The organism is Paenibacillus sp. J31TS4 (genome assembly GCF_018403265.1).
In the GTDB taxonomy this organism is placed as follows: Bacteria; Bacillota; Bacilli; order Paenibacillales; family NBRC-103111; genus J31TS4.
Window position 1 is genome coordinate 47,661 of the sequence record NZ_BOSI01000007.1, and the last position, 13,234, is coordinate 60,894.

At 61.2% G+C, this 13,234-nt stretch carries 11 protein-coding genes; 9 read left to right on the forward strand and 2 right to left on the reverse strand.

What is annotated here, in order from left to right:
* Nucleotides 1-192 precede the first annotated feature (192 nt).
* From KJS47_RS21315 to folE, 3 genes are all read left to right on the forward strand, one after another.
* Nucleotides 193-1,224 carry an HD-GYP domain-containing protein gene (locus KJS47_RS21315; protein ID WP_213527524.1) on the forward strand — a complete coding sequence of 344 codons (1,032 nt, stop codon included), beginning with the start codon at nt 193-195 and terminating at the stop codon, nt 1,222-1,224.
* Between the two features lie 118 nt (nt 1,225-1,342).
* The gene (locus KJS47_RS21320; RefSeq protein ID WP_213527526.1) at nt 1,343-1,558 is read left to right on the forward strand and encodes a YneF family protein; all 216 of its coding nucleotides are present in this window, start codon (nt 1,343-1,345) and stop codon (nt 1,556-1,558) included.
* A 46-nt stretch (nt 1,559-1,604) separates the two neighbouring features.
* A complete protein-coding gene (gene folE / locus KJS47_RS21325) occupies nt 1,605-2,195 on the forward strand; it encodes a GTP cyclohydrolase I FolE (RefSeq protein WP_213527528.1) in 591 nt (196 codons plus the stop codon).
* Nucleotides 2,196-2,418: 223 nt separating this feature from the next.
* On the opposite strand, the gene KJS47_RS21330 is transcribed toward folE, so the two are convergent.
* A complete protein-coding gene (locus KJS47_RS21330; protein ID WP_213527530.1) occupies nt 2,419-3,648 on the reverse strand; it encodes a Fe-Mn family superoxide dismutase in 1,230 nt (409 codons plus the stop codon).
* A 280-nt stretch (nt 3,649-3,928) separates the two neighbouring features.
* On the opposite strand from KJS47_RS21330, the gene KJS47_RS21335 reads away from it, so the two are divergent.
* The 5 genes from KJS47_RS21335 (at nt 3,929) to KJS47_RS21355 (ending at nt 8,711) form a co-directional block, all read left to right on the forward strand.
* On the forward strand, nt 3,929-4,675 hold the full coding sequence (locus KJS47_RS21335) for an IclR family transcriptional regulator (protein WP_213527532.1): 747 nt from the start codon (nt 3,929-3,931) through the stop codon (nt 4,673-4,675).
* A 359-nt stretch (nt 4,676-5,034) separates the two neighbouring features.
* Complete coding sequence (locus tag KJS47_RS21340) at nt 5,035-5,484, forward strand: MarR family winged helix-turn-helix transcriptional regulator (RefSeq protein ID WP_213527534.1); 450 nt, start codon at nt 5,035-5,037, stop codon at nt 5,482-5,484.
* A gap of 225 nt (nt 5,485-5,709) precedes the next feature.
* Nucleotides 5,710-6,660, forward strand: coding sequence for a ring-cleaving dioxygenase (locus tag KJS47_RS21345; RefSeq protein ID WP_213527537.1), 951 nt, complete (start codon nt 5,710-5,712; stop codon nt 6,658-6,660).
* Nucleotides 6,657-7,271: an alpha/beta hydrolase gene (locus KJS47_RS21350; protein ID WP_213527539.1), complete on the forward strand. Its 615-nt coding sequence runs from the start codon at nt 6,657-6,659 to the stop codon at nt 7,269-7,271. Before KJS47_RS21345 ends, KJS47_RS21350 begins: the two co-directional genes overlap by 4 nt.
* A gap of 192 nt (nt 7,272-7,463) precedes the next feature.
* Nucleotides 7,464-8,711: an MFS transporter gene (locus tag KJS47_RS21355; RefSeq protein WP_374707057.1), complete on the forward strand. Its 1,248-nt coding sequence runs from the start codon at nt 7,464-7,466 to the stop codon at nt 8,709-8,711.
* Nucleotides 8,712-8,864: 153 nt separating this feature from the next.
* Here the strand turns inward: KJS47_RS21355 and acnA are convergent, their stop codons facing one another.
* Complete coding sequence (acnA, locus tag KJS47_RS21360; protein WP_213527543.1) at nt 8,865-11,582, reverse strand: aconitate hydratase AcnA; 2,718 nt, start codon at nt 11,580-11,582, stop codon at nt 8,865-8,867.
* Nucleotides 11,583-12,160: 578 nt separating this feature from the next.
* Here acnA and KJS47_RS21365 point away from each other — a divergent pair.
* Nucleotides 12,161-13,180 carry an amidase domain-containing protein gene (locus tag KJS47_RS21365; protein ID WP_249716628.1) on the forward strand — a complete coding sequence of 340 codons (1,020 nt, stop codon included), beginning with the start codon at nt 12,161-12,163 and terminating at the stop codon, nt 13,178-13,180.
* Nucleotides 13,181-13,234: the final 54 nt, after the last annotated feature.

Consider the following 13,234-nt stretch of genomic DNA (forward strand, 5'->3'; position numbering starts at 1 on the left):
GTGTGCCAGCGTTGCGCCCTTGCCGGCTTAGAAGGTGCTGCGTGCCGGCATGCGGCCGCGCGGCTGTTTGCCGGACAGACCTATGTTCCCCCGAGCGGAGGGCCTTCCAGCCTCCTGGCCGGAACCGCCGCATCAGGCGAGGCTGTCCCCCGCAGAGGGAGAGGACGGGACTTATGATGGGGGAATGCATCCGTGAGATATATTCAAATCGACGCCGTAGAGCCGGGGCAGTATCTCGGCAAGACTATCTTTAACGGAAACGGGACGGTTATGCTCGCCGAGGGTGTGCAGCTGACCGTGTTCATGATCAATACGCTGCGCCGGATCGGCGTCACCATGCTGTTCATCCAGGATCCGGGCTTCGCGGACCTGAAGGTCGAGGAAGCGTTGACCGAGGAGACGAAGCGAAACGTCATGCAGCGGATGGGGGAGACGCTCGAGGCGTTCCGCTCCGGCAGGGAGCTGCCGATGCGCTCGATGAGCCTATCGATGGACCGGCTCATCGAGGAGCTGCTGGAGAAGAAGGAGATCATGCTGCAGCTGACGGATATCCGCACCCGCGACAATGAGCAATACCTACACGCGCTTAACGTGTGCACGATCGCCGTGCTGATGGGAGCGCAGCTCGAACTGACGCACGTCCAGCTCAAGGAGCTGGCGATCGGCGCTCTGCTGCACGATGCCGGCAAGGTCGAGGAAGGGCACGACGACGAGGCTGAGGACATGCGGAAGCATCACACCTGGCGGGGCTTCGAGCTGCTGAAGGCGAAGAAGCACTTCAGCCTGCTCGTGGCGCACGTCGCCTTTCAGCACCACGAGACACTGGACGGCGAGGGCGTGCCGCGCGGGCTCGGGGGCGAGCAGATTCATCTGTACGCCAAGATCGTCGCCGTGGCGAACACGTACGACAACCTGCTGAACCGGGAGGGAGAGGACGGCCGCCGCCTTCTGCCGCACGAGGTGACCGAGCATTTGATGGGGATGGCCGGAACGAAGCTCGACCGGGAGCTGGTCATAGCGTTTCTACGCATGATCTCCATCTATCCAACCGGCATCTCGGTACGGCTGTCCACCAAGGAGACGGGCGTAGTCGTCGGCCAGCATCGGGGGCTTCCGGGCCGCCCGATCGTGCGCGTCATCCAGAAAAGAGACGACGAGCTCGAGTACCGGGAGGTCGATCTGGCCCGGCATACAACGACGTTTATCGAGGCCGTTCTTTCCTGATGTCTCCTATTTGTATCCAGTTAGCGGACATGCTATGATAGTGCAGGACCTATGTCCGGTGGCAGGCGCTGCTCGCCGGATTGGATAGACGAAACATATTTTATGAGGTGAAACAGGCATGAGCTGGTACAACTATGTCATTCCCATCGTCACGCTGCTGATCGGCGCGGTGCTGGGCTTCCTGGCCGGCGTGTATTACTTGCGCAAGCAGATGGAAAAGATGCAGAGCGATCCCGAGATGCTGCAGAAGATGGCCAAGCAGATGGGCTACAACATGAACAAGCAGCAGATGCAGCGCGTGCAGCAGATGATGAAGAAGCAGAAGTTCAAATAGACAAAACAAAGATAGAGAACCGGATAGGTACAGGGAGGGTGCAAGCATGCCGTTTCAAGAATACCGCAATGAATTGGTCGCGGAGAACCGCGAGAAGATCGAAGGCCACGTCAGGGAAATCCTAAGGCTGATCGGGGAGGACCCCGAGCGGGAAGGCCTGCTCGACACGCCGGCCCGTGTCACCCGGATGTACGAGGAAGTATTCGCAGGCTACAATGTTGACCCGCGCGATGTGCTGGGCGTCACGTTCGACGAGCACCACGAGGAGCTCGTCATCGTCAAGGACATCATCTACTACAGCCAATGTGAGCACCATATGGCGCCGTTCTTCGGCAAGGTCCACATCGGCTACATCCCAAGCGGCAAGATTGCCGGCCTGAGCAAGTTCGCCCGTCTCGTCGACGCCGTGACGAAGCGGTTGCAGGTGCAGGAGCGGATCACCTCAGAGGTGGCCGATATTATCGAGGAAGTGCTGCAGCCGCACGGCTGCATGGTTGTCGTCGAGGGAGAACATCTGTGCATGTGCGCCCGCGGAGTGAAGAAGTACGGAAGCTCGACCGTCACTTCGGGCGTGAGAGGCGTCTTCCGCAACGATGCCGCGCTTCGGACCGAATTCCTGTCGCTTCTGAAGTCCTAACGATACGCCTGCCGAGGGAGAGGGTTCCCTTCCGGCCGGCCCCACGAAAAAGCCTCCTGCCGCAGACGCGGCGGGAGGCTTTTGTTCGTTTTCCTGGGCCCGCTTCTATGGAAGCAATGCCGGCCGGAAGAGCAGCGATGCCGGCGAGGCGGGAATGGGCGACAAGCGGTCTTCTTGAGTATGGCCCCGGAGTCTTGTCGAAGCCCTATGGCTGCGTGTCCGGTCAGTACGGATGCCATTTCAGCATGCGGGCCGCCGAGAACCGCTCGTTCACATGCCCCCAGTTGATTGTGTGCCACCAAGCCTCGATGTACGGCTTGCGCTCGTTTTTGTACTTCAGGTAGTATGCGTGTTCCCAGACGTCTAGGACGAGGAGCGGGATGACGTCCCACTGCGACAGGTTCTGGTGCTTCTCCGCCTGGAGAATCTCCAGCCGGTGGCTGCGAGGGCTCCATACGAGGATCGCCCAGCCGCCGCCCTCCACCTTCTCCGCCGCTTCGGAAAAATGCTTCTTGAACGCCGCGAAGCTGCCGAAATCCCGGTTGATCTGCTCGGCGATCGGGCCCGTCGGCTTGCCGCCGCCGCCCGGCTTCATAATATTCCAGAAGATCGTGTGCAAGTAATGCCCGGCTCCATTGAAAGCCGCCTCCCGCTCCCAATGCTTGATGAGCTCGAAATCGCCGGACTGCCGCGCCTTGGCCATCATTTTCTCCGCCTTGTTCAGCCCTTCGACGTAAGATTGATGATGCTTGTCGTGATGCAGCTTCATCGTCTCGGCGTCGATATGGGGCTCCAGAGCGTCGTACGCATAAGGAAGGGGTGGAAGCGTATGGCCGCCGATCGGAACCGGCTTCTGGTCAGGCACGGGGGGCTGGGACCATTGGCCTTCGGCGGTCAGGTTCATCGATGCCGCTTCCCGGTCGGCCGCCTCCTCCTTCGTACGCAGCTCCTCGAACGCGGACAGCGAGACCTTGGCTTCGCCGGGATAAGGAACATAGGCCTCCTGCTGGGCTATCTCCGGCGTGATCTGATAGCGGGCGAGGAAGCTGTCCAGCACGCCGAGGAAATACTCGGATTCCCGGATGATGTGCTGCACGACCACCTGCGCTGTCGGGTTCGCGGCAATCGGTGCGCTGTGAAACGCCATGTAGCTCAGCTGGCTGACGAACAGCCGGGACTGCAGGAGAGACGTATACATGAGCTGCTCGACCTGGGTCTGCATGTAGGGAGACAGGCTGCCGGGCGTCCGGACGACCGCTTCTATGTACTGGACGGCCGTATTCTCGGTCTGCGCAAAGACGGGCTCCCATTCCTTGAGCAGCCGGACGTACTCCGGCTCCAGATTGGGCACGAGGGCGCGGATAACCTCCGTATGCTCCTTCTCCTGCATCTTCCAGAAGCGGATCTCTTCCAGCACGCGAAGAGGCATCAGCGCCCCGTAGACAGTGAGCATTGGCGAATTCCTCCTTTGGGCATGGGCTGCCGGTGTCCGGCGGTCCATTGTGCACTATTGCCACTCTATGAAGCGGGCGGGAACGTTATGCGCGTGTCCGCCTCGGAAAAAATGCAGGAGCCGGAGGTCCGGAAAACGGGTTGAACGCTTTACCGGATAGCGGTGATCGGGTATACTAGGTGTAACGAGGTTTCACCCCTTGAAACTTTACAGGCCGAATGCGGCCCGATTCAAAGTCCGCCCGCGAGGGGCGGGTGCCGAGAGGCGGAGGATGTTGGCAATGGAAGACAATACGAAACTGACCGTCCGCGCAGTTGAGCGGGCGTTGGATATTTTGCTATGCTTCACCGATTCTTCGGATTTGAGCCTGACGGAGATTGCGACGCGGGTCGGGCTGCACAAGAGTACGGTGCACCGGCTGCTCGCTTCCCTTGAGGGCAAAGGCTTCCTGGTGCGCAATGCGGGGACCGACCGCTATCGGCTCGGCCTGCGCGTCTGGGAGCTGGCCGCCGGCATGTCGCAGACGGACGACCCGGCCATCCTGCTCCTGCCGGAGATGGAGCGGCTGCGCGATGTGCTGGGCGAGACCGTTAGCTTGTACGTGCGCGACGGACTCGAGCGGATCCGCATCCAGGCGGTCCAGAGTCTGCAGGCGATTCGCCGCGTCGCGCCGGTCGGCGCGCGCCTGCCGCTCTACGTAGGCGCGTCGAGCAAGGTGCTGGTCGCGTTCGGCGATCCCGCCGTGACGCAGGAGCTGCTCGCCTCCCCCGATTGGCCGGAGGGCTGGGACCGGGCGCAGCTGCTGCAGCAGCTGAGAGAGACGCAGCTGCTCGGCTACGCGACGAGCGTGGAGGAGCGGGAGGCCGGAGCGGCCGCTATCGCGGCGCCGGTGTTCAACCGCGCGGGCAAGCTCGTCGCCGCGGTGGCCGTATCCGGACCAGCCAACCGGCTCACTCCGGAGCGGATGCAGGAGGCGGCGCCGGACGTGCTGGAGACGGCGGGGCGGATGGGCAAGATGCTCAAGTAGGCGGGTCACGCGAGGTAGGCCGCTGGGGCGTATCGCTTGTAGCACGCAGAGATGTGGTGCCGCAGCAGCTGCGGGAATAAAGGCTGGGCCCCTCGGCGGGTGCCGCCGCCCCTGGCGGGCTGCGAAGGGACCACGCTTCTACGGCAACGCCCCTTGACCGGATGCCGCTGCCCTGGCGGGGTCGCGAACGGACCGCTCCTCTGCTCGCGGGCCTTCGCCGCCATCTAAGCTGCCGCGATCTCCCGTCCGGCTTTTTGTTCGAGAGGTGCAGGGAGTGGGATTGACATCCTACCGGAGATGTATTATCTTAAATTTAAGATATTTTTCACTGAGGAATCCAAAAAGGAGGGGAAAGAGACATGCCGCACAAGATGGACCAGGACCGGGCCGCTTCGCTCAAGCTGTTCGTCGTTCTGTCGAAGGCCTATAAGACGATGAGCGATCTCGCGGTCAAGGATATGAAGCAGTACGGCTTGTCGCCTTCCGAGTTTATGATCCTCGAGGTTCTTTACACGAAGGGACGGATTCCGCTGCAGCAGATCGGCGAGAAGATACTCGTCACGAGCGGGAGCGTCACCTACAACATCGACAAGCTGGAGAAGAAGCAGCTGCTGAAGCGGGTTCCGTGCGGAGAGGACCGCCGGGTCATCTTTGCGGAGCTGACCGCCAAGGGCACCGAGCTGTTCGGCCGGATCTTCCCCGACCACGCAGAGAGTGTCCATCAGGCAGCGGACGGCCTATCGCTCGAGGAGAAGCTTGAGGCTATCGAGCTGCTCAAGAAGCTGGGCAAGAGGGCGGGGGGCGGCTAAGTCCTTAGCCAGCGATCCGTCCGGCGTACGGACGATATTCGATCGGATGGTTCACGCCAGATACTTTGAATTAAAGATATTAAAGGTAAAGATACTGTCCATCCTTATCCTGAGGCTAAAGGCAGCTTTGTGGCCGGGCTGCACCCAGGGAGAGGGCCCATCTTTTTCATTCCACGGTTCACTCTGGCCTCGAACCGGCAAACTACTACTATGGAGGCGATAACTATGGCATTACAAACTTCCGGTATCCATCATATCACCGCTTTCGCGCGGGATCCCCAGCAGAACGTCGATTTTTATGCAGGGGTGCTCGGACTGCGGCTCGTCAAAAAAACGATCAACTTCGACGCGCCTGATGTCTATCACCTGTATTTCGGTGACGAACAGGGAAGTCCCGGCACGATCATCACTTTCTTCCCGTGGCCCGACTCCCGCCGAGGCAAAATCGGCGGAGGCCAGGTAGGCGTCACGACGTATGTCGTGCCCCCGGGCTCGCTGAGCTTCTGGGAGAAGCGGTTACAATCGTTCGGGATCGAGAACAGCGCGTCCTCCCGGTTCGGAGAGTCGTACCTGGCTTTCACTGACAACGAGGGGCTGCGCCTCGAGCTGGTCGAGCGGGAGGAAGGTCCCGCCAGCACCTGGTCGTTCGGGGGCGTACCCGAGAAGCACGCGATCAAAGGCTTCGGAGGCGCCATCCTGTACAGCGTCGACTCGGCCAGCACGCGCCATACGCTCGAGCATGTTCTGGGCCTCCAGCCGGAGGGTGAGGAGGAAGGCTACGCCCGGTTCCGGGCCCCAGGCGAGCTCGGCAACGTCATCGACGTTCCGGTCGAAAGCGTCAATTGGGGGGACGGCGGCGCCGGCACCGTGCACCATATCGCCTGGAGGGCGAAGGATTACGAGCAGCACGAGGCTTGGCGGGGGCACGTCCGGCAGAACGGCTTCCAGCCGACTCCGGTCATCGACCGCCAATATTTCAACGCCGTCTACTTCCGCGAGGGCGGCGGCATCCTCTTCGAGATCGCGACGGATCCGCCCGGATTCGCAGTCGACGAGGCGTCCGAGGAGCTCGGCAGCCATCTGATGCTGCCGGACTGGTATGAGCCGAAGCGGGCCCAGATCGAGGCGGGTCTGATGCCGATCCAGGTCAGAGAGCTGAAGGAGGGAGAGCAATGAAGCATCTGTTCGAGAAGGGCACCGATCCCCAGGCTCCGACACTCGTCCTGCTGCACGGCACGGGCGGAACGGAGCGGGATCTGCTCCCGCTGGCGGCGATGCTCTCCCCCGGCTCCTCCGTGCTCTCGCTCCGAGGCAGCGTGCTGGAAAACGGCATGCCGCGGTTTTTCCGCCGGCTCGCCGAGGGAGTCTTCGACGAGGAGGATTTGCTGCTGCGGACCAGGGAGGCCTACGACTTCCTGGATGAAGCGGCGGCGCAGTACGGCGTAGACCGGGCTAATTTCGTCGCCGTCGGGTATTCCAACGGGGCGAATCTGGCGGGCAGTCTCCTGTTCCACCATCCCGGCGCGCTCCGGGGAGCGGTGCTTCATCATCCGATGGTGCCCCGCCGCGGCGTCCAGCTTCCCGACCTGACAGGGACGCCGGTCTTCATCGGCGCCGGGCGGAACGATCCGCTCTGTACGCCGGAGGAGACCGAGGAGCTGGAGCGCCTCCTGGCGGAGGCCGGCGCAGACGTCTCGGTGCATTGGGAACGAGCCGGCCATCAGCTGACGGCGACCGAGGTGGAGGCAGCATCGGCATGGTTCCGGGAGGAGCTTCTTTCCCGGTAAGAGTTTAACTGGCAGTATTTAGACACAGCTGCCAAATGTTTGGCTATTAGCCGGCGACCCGATAGGGGAGCCGGCTTTTTTTGGTCCAGTTTTATTGAAACGAAAGTCTGGACTTTACAACCTGCCGGTTGTTGTTTTTACTTAGGAGGGAGGAAAGACCGAAGAGAGAGCCCGGGCCAGGTCGGAAACCGGATGGACCCGGAGCCAGAGAGAAAAAGGAGAGAAACCCCTGTAATGTCTACTGCAAAAACCCGCAATACGCCGCTTATCCTATTGATGATCAACATGTTCATCGCCATGCTCGGCATCGGCCTCATTATCCCGGTGCTGTCCGAATTTCTGGCGGAATTCGGAGCCGGCGGCAAAGCTGCCGGCAATCTGGTGGCCGCCTTCGGTCTGACGCAATTCCTTTTCTCCCCCATAGGGGGAGAATGGTCCGACAAATACGGACGCAAAATCATGATCGTGTCGGGACTTGCCCTGTTCTCGATCTCCAACCTGCTCTTCGCGCTTGCTTCCGAGCTGTGGCTCTTGTATCTGTCCCGGCTGATCGGCGGCATCGGCGCCGCCGCAATGATCCCCGCGATGATGGCTTACGTCGCCGATACGACGACGGAGGAACAGCGGGGCAAGGGCATGGGCCTGCTCGGCGCCGCCATGTCGCTCGGTTTCGTCATCGGGCCGGGAATCGGCGGGCTGCTTGCCGCGTTCGGGCTGCGGACGCCGTTCTTCGTCTCTGCAGGCTTCGGGCTGCTGGCTATGATCGGTTCTTTGCTGGTGCTGCCCGAGACGCTGACCAAGGCCAAGATGCGCGAGCACCGCGAAGCGGTCGTGAAGAAAGAAAGCATTTTTCTTCAGTTTGCGCGTTCGTTCAAGGCGCCGTATTTTATTCTGCTGCTGCTTGTGTTCACGCTGACGTTCGGCCTCGCGAACTTTGAGACGATCTTCCCGCTGTTCGTCGACCGCAAGTACGGCTTCGATACCGGAGACATCGCCATCCTGATTACGGTGGGTGCGCTGATCGGCACATTCATCCAGGCGGCGCTGATCGATCGTCTGATCCGCCGGTTCGGCGAGCGGAAGCTCATTAACGCGTCGTTCCTCGTCTCCGCGCTGACGCTTGTTCTTATGCTGCTGTCGGGCAACTTCTGGTACGTGCTCGGCGTCACGATTCTATTCTTTACCTTCACGGCGATCATGCGGCCGGCGATCAATACGCTGCTGTCCAAAATGGCCGGGGAGGAGCAGGGCTTCGTGGCCGGGATGAACAACGCCTACATGAGCCTCGGTAACATCTGCGGCCCGATGCTGGCCGGCGTCCTGTTCGACCAGCACGCCGATTATCCCTATCTGCTTGCGGCCCTGATTCTGCTCGGCAGTTTGGCGGTGTCGACTGTCTGGGGCCGGCGCGTCAAAAGCAAATCCGCCCAGGCGGCATAACCGCGGACCGGGGATAAGAGGAAGCAAACCTCCCCTGTGGTTCCCACCGGCCCAACAGCGAGTGATACAGCGAGACTATTTAAAGGAACACAAAAACAGCCTCCGACGATGCCGTCGGAGGCTGTTTGGCTTGCAGGCAAGAAGCGGAGCTTCTTACTTGGAGTTGTTCATCATTTGACGCAGGACCGTTTGGAGGATACCGCCGTTGCGGTAGTAGTCCACTTCCACCATGCTGTCCAGGCGAACGACGACTTCGAATTCGAAAGTCGACCCGTCGTTACGGGTAGCGACGACCTTCAGCTTCTGGCCCGGCTGTACGCTGTTGTCCAGACCGAGGATGTCGAAGGTTTCGGTGCCGGAGATGCCGAGCGTCTTCCAGCCGAAGCCTTCCGGGAACTGGAGCGGAAGTACGCCCATGCCCACCAGGTTGCTGCGGTGAATGCGCTCGTAGCTTTCGGCGATAACGGCTTTGACGCCCAGGAGGAACGTCCCTTTGGCTGCCCAGTCACGGGAGCTGCCGGTGCCGTATTCTTTGCCGGCGAGTACGATCAGGTTGGTGTTCTGATCCTGGTAGTTCATCGATGCGTCGTAGATCGACATCACTTCACCGCTTGGCAGGTAAGTCGTCACGCCGCCCTCGGTGCCCGGAGCCACGGCGTTGCGGATCCGGATGTTCGCGAACGTGCCGCGCATCATGACTTCATGGTTGCCGCGGCGGGAGCCATAGGAGTTGAAGTCCTTGCGCTCAACGCCATGCTCGACCAGGTATTTGCCGGCCGGGCTCGACGGCGAGATGTTGCCCGCCGGGGAGATGTGGTCGGTGGTAACGGAGTCGCCCAGCTGAGCCAGCACCTTGGCGGCATTGATGTCGCCGATGTTGCCGGGTTCCGGAGTCAGGTCCTTGAAGAACGGTGGCTCCTGGATGTAAGTGGAGCTGTTGTCCCACTCGTACAGCTCGCCTTCGGCGACCGGAAGCTCGTTCCAACGCTTGTTGGCGCGGTAGACGTCCTTGTACTTCTCATGGAACATCGCAGGGCTGAGCGTCGCGCGGATCGCTTCTTGGATCTCCTGGTTGCTCGGCCAGATGTCCTTCAGGTATACCGGCTGATTGTCGTTGCCGTAGCCGATCGGATCCTTGGTCAGGTCGATGTCCACCGTGCCGGCCAGCGCGTAAGCGACGACGAGCGGCGGGGACGCCAGGTAGTTGGCTTTGACTTGAGCGTGGATCCGGCCCTCGAAGTTCCGGTTGCCGCTCAAGACGGCAGCGACGGTCAGGTCGTTGTCGGCGATCGCTTGGGAAACTTCATCCGGCAGCGGGCCGCTGTTACCGATACAGGTTGCACAGCCGTAGCCTGCCACGTGGAAGCCAAGCGCTTCGAGCGGCTCGATCAGGTTCGCCTTGGTCAGGTATTCCGTTACGACCAGGGAGCCCGGAGTCAGGCTGCTCTTCACGTAGCCCGGTTTCGTCAGCCCGAGCTCGACGGCTTTCTTCGCGACGAGACCGGCACCCACCATAACGCTTGGGTTCGAAGTGTTCGTACACGAAGTGATCGCTGCGATGACGACGGCGCCGTTCTTCATGACGGAGGTGTCGCCGTTCGGGTGGGAAACCTTCACTTCTTCTTCCAGCTTGTCGTCGCTCAGGCCGTAGCCGCCCTTCTCGACCGGCGTGCGGACTGCCGATTGGAACGCGTCCTTCATGGCGGTCAGCTCGATGCGGTCCTGCGGACGTTTCGGACCGGCCAGGCTCGGCACGACGGTCGACAGGTCAAGCTCGAGCGTGTCGGTATATACCGGATCCGGCGATTCGCTTGTGCGGAACATGCCTTGCGCCTTGTAGTAAGCTTCCACGAGAGCGATCTGGTCTTCGCTGCGGCCAGTCAGTCTCAGATATTTGAGCGTCTCTTCGTCAACCGGGAAGATCCCGATCGTTGCGCCGTATTCCGGCGCCATGTTGGCGATCGTCGCACGGTCGGACAGGCCGAGGGAGTCAAGGCCCGGGCCGAAGTACTCGACGAACTTGCCGACGACGCCGCGCTTGCGGAGAATCTCGGTAACGGTCAGCGCCAAGTCGGTTGCCGTTGCACCTTCTGCCAGTGTGCCGGTCAGCTTGAAGCCGATGACTTCCGGTGTGACGAAGTAGAGCGGCTGGCCGAGCATGCCGGCTTCCGCCTCGATACCGCCAACGCCCCAGCCCACAACGCCGAGACCGTTGATCATCGTCGTATGGGAGTCGGTGCCGACGAGGGAGTCCGGATAAACTTCCAGCTCTCCGCCCATGTCCTTGGTTGCGGCGACCGATGCCAGGAACTCGAGGTTAACCTGGTGAACGATCCCCGTATCCGGAGGAACAGCACGGAAGTTGTCGAACGCGGTTTGCGCCCAACGGAGGAATTTGTAACGCTCTTCGTTGCGCTCGAATTCGATCGCTTCGTTGTAGGCGAGCGCTTCTTTGGTGCCGAAGGCGTCTACCATGACGGAGTGGTCGATAACGAGGTCAACCGGAACGAGCGGGTTGATCTGTTTCGGGTTGCCGCCTGCGCGCTCTACTGTAGCACGCATGGCTGCGAGGTCGACGACGACCGGTACGCCGGTGAAGTCCTGCAGAACGATCCGCGCGGGAATGAACGGGATCTCCTTGTTGTGGTCCGGGTTCTCGGCCCAGCCGGCGATCATCTTAACATGGTCGTTGGTGATCGCTCTGCCGTCGAACTGGCGGACGGCTGCTTCAAGCAGCACCTTGATGGAGAACGGGAGCTTGGAGATCGAGCCGAAGCCTTTGGCCTCCAGCTTGTTCAGATCGTAGTAGACGAAGTCCTGATTGTTGACCGACAAGGTCGATTTCACGGAAAAATGGTCTTGTCTTGCCATCGTCGCAAATGCCTCCTTTGAATCGGTAATGAAAAATGGCGCAGGGAAAGCTAAGAATCTTTATTGTTTCACCAAGTGAAAACGGATTTCACAAATAAAGCTTCTCACTAAGTATACAATTTTTCGACGGACGGGTAAACCCTTTTTCGAGGAATATTTCAGTTACAGTCTGCCCTAAAGGAGCGGCGGTTTTCCTGGCTCCGCGAGGAAATTGTGCGGTCCGGGCCGGGCCGGGCCGGAGCCCCTCCGTCGGGTGCCTAAGGGTGGAGGAACGCATCAGGGCAGGCTCGAGCGAGGAGTGACGGCCCCGATCCCTTCCAATTGGAGACGACAGGGCGACCTCGGCAGGGGGGCGCCGGGCCACCGGGCCGCGGGCGAGGTCGCCGCGGGAAGGCGCTGTGCCTATGCCGGGAGGGGACCGAATCGAACATGAAACGACGGCAGGGTTCATATAGTGAAAGAAACCAGAAGAGCGGCGCCGCTGTGCGGAAGCCGGAGCCGTCGCTCCGCTTCCGTCTGCGGGGGAAGAGTGGAAAGCGAAGAAGCGGCAACCGCCGCACGGCAGGGAGGGCAGCCCATTGAGCTGGAAATCCGTCATATACCGGTATGCGGACGAGCGGAGCCGGATGGAGATCGACTACCGGCTGGACCGTCTGGCGGCCGTAGTGAGAGACGACCAATATTTGGATCGGCTGGCGGGTCAACTGGAGAGACTCCGGGCCGTTCGGCTCGAGAGAGGCTGGCGGGCGATTCGCCACGAAATCCGCGTGCGCGTGAAGGAAAGCGGGGACGGGGTGAGGACGGACGAAGCGGCCGTGCAGCTGGAGCTGCATCACCGGTTCCGCTATGAGAGCCGGTCTCGGGAACAGCTGGAGGAGTGGATCGAGCACGAGCGTGTCGTACTGGCCAAGGCGCCGGGCGGCTGGTATATCGACCGGATCGAGCAGCCCGAGGCAGCGCCCGTTTGGCCGGACGTGGTCATAGAGGAAGGACCGGGACTGATCCGCCAGCAGGGAGAAGGAGTGCGCGCCGCGCAGGCCCGCCGCCCTCTCCTGAGCCGAGATGTCTTCGGACAGGAGGAACTGCGGGCGGGGACCCACTATAACCGCACCCAAGTGGCGGCTTATGCCGACGCGCACTGGAACGATCCGAATCCGGCGTTCCTGCATTTTGAGGTGGACTGCACGAATTACGTGTCGCAGTGCGTCTTTGCAGGGGGAGCGCCGATGAATTATACTGGTAGGAGGGAAAGAGGCTGGTGGTACCGCGGACGGAGCGGCGCCCAGGAGCTGTGGAGCTTCAGCTGGGCGGTCGCGAACGGGCTGACGCAATACCTCGCCTCAAGCCGGAGCGGGCTGCAGGCGGAATCGGTCAAGTCCGCCCGCCAGCTGACGATCGGGGACGTCATCTGCTACGACTGGGACGGAACCGGACGCTTCGGTCACACGACGATTGTCACCGCCATCTCGGCGGATGGCTATCCTCTTGTGAACGCGCATACGAACAACAGCCGGCATCGTTATTGGGATTACCGGGACTCCTACGCTTGGACCGAACGGACGGTGTACCGTTTTTATCATATTCTCGACCGGCTCTGACGAAAGGCGCCTAGACAGGAGCTCGTCGCTTCCTTATCCATCATCCTATCGGAG

Bases quoted from the DNA above. Each gene is read 5' to 3' on its own strand.
- KJS47_RS21350 (WP_213527539.1), top strand. From the start codon at position 6,657: ATGAAGCATCTGTTCGAGAAGGGCACCGATCCCCAGGCTCCGACACTC.
- KJS47_RS21345 (WP_213527537.1), top strand. From the start codon at position 5,710: ATGGCATTACAAACTTCCGGTATCCATCATATCACCGCTTTCGCGCGG.
- KJS47_RS21355 (WP_374707057.1), top strand. From the start codon at position 7,464: ATGGACCCGGAGCCAGAGAGAAAAAGGAGAGAAACCCCTGTAATGTCT.
- acnA (WP_213527543.1), bottom strand. From the start codon at position 11,582: ATGGCAAGACAAGACCATTTTTCCGTGAAATCGACCTTGTCGGTCAAC.
- folE (WP_213527528.1), top strand. From the start codon at position 1,605: ATGCCGTTTCAAGAATACCGCAATGAATTGGTCGCGGAGAACCGCGAG.
- KJS47_RS21335 (WP_213527532.1), top strand. From the start codon at position 3,929: ATGGAAGACAATACGAAACTGACCGTCCGCGCAGTTGAGCGGGCGTTG.
- KJS47_RS21330 (WP_213527530.1), bottom strand. From the start codon at position 3,648: ATGCTCACTGTCTACGGGGCGCTGATGCCTCTTCGCGTGCTGGAAGAG.
- KJS47_RS21320 (WP_213527526.1), top strand. From the start codon at position 1,343: ATGAGCTGGTACAACTATGTCATTCCCATCGTCACGCTGCTGATCGGC.
- KJS47_RS21340 (WP_213527534.1), top strand. From the start codon at position 5,035: ATGCCGCACAAGATGGACCAGGACCGGGCCGCTTCGCTCAAGCTGTTC.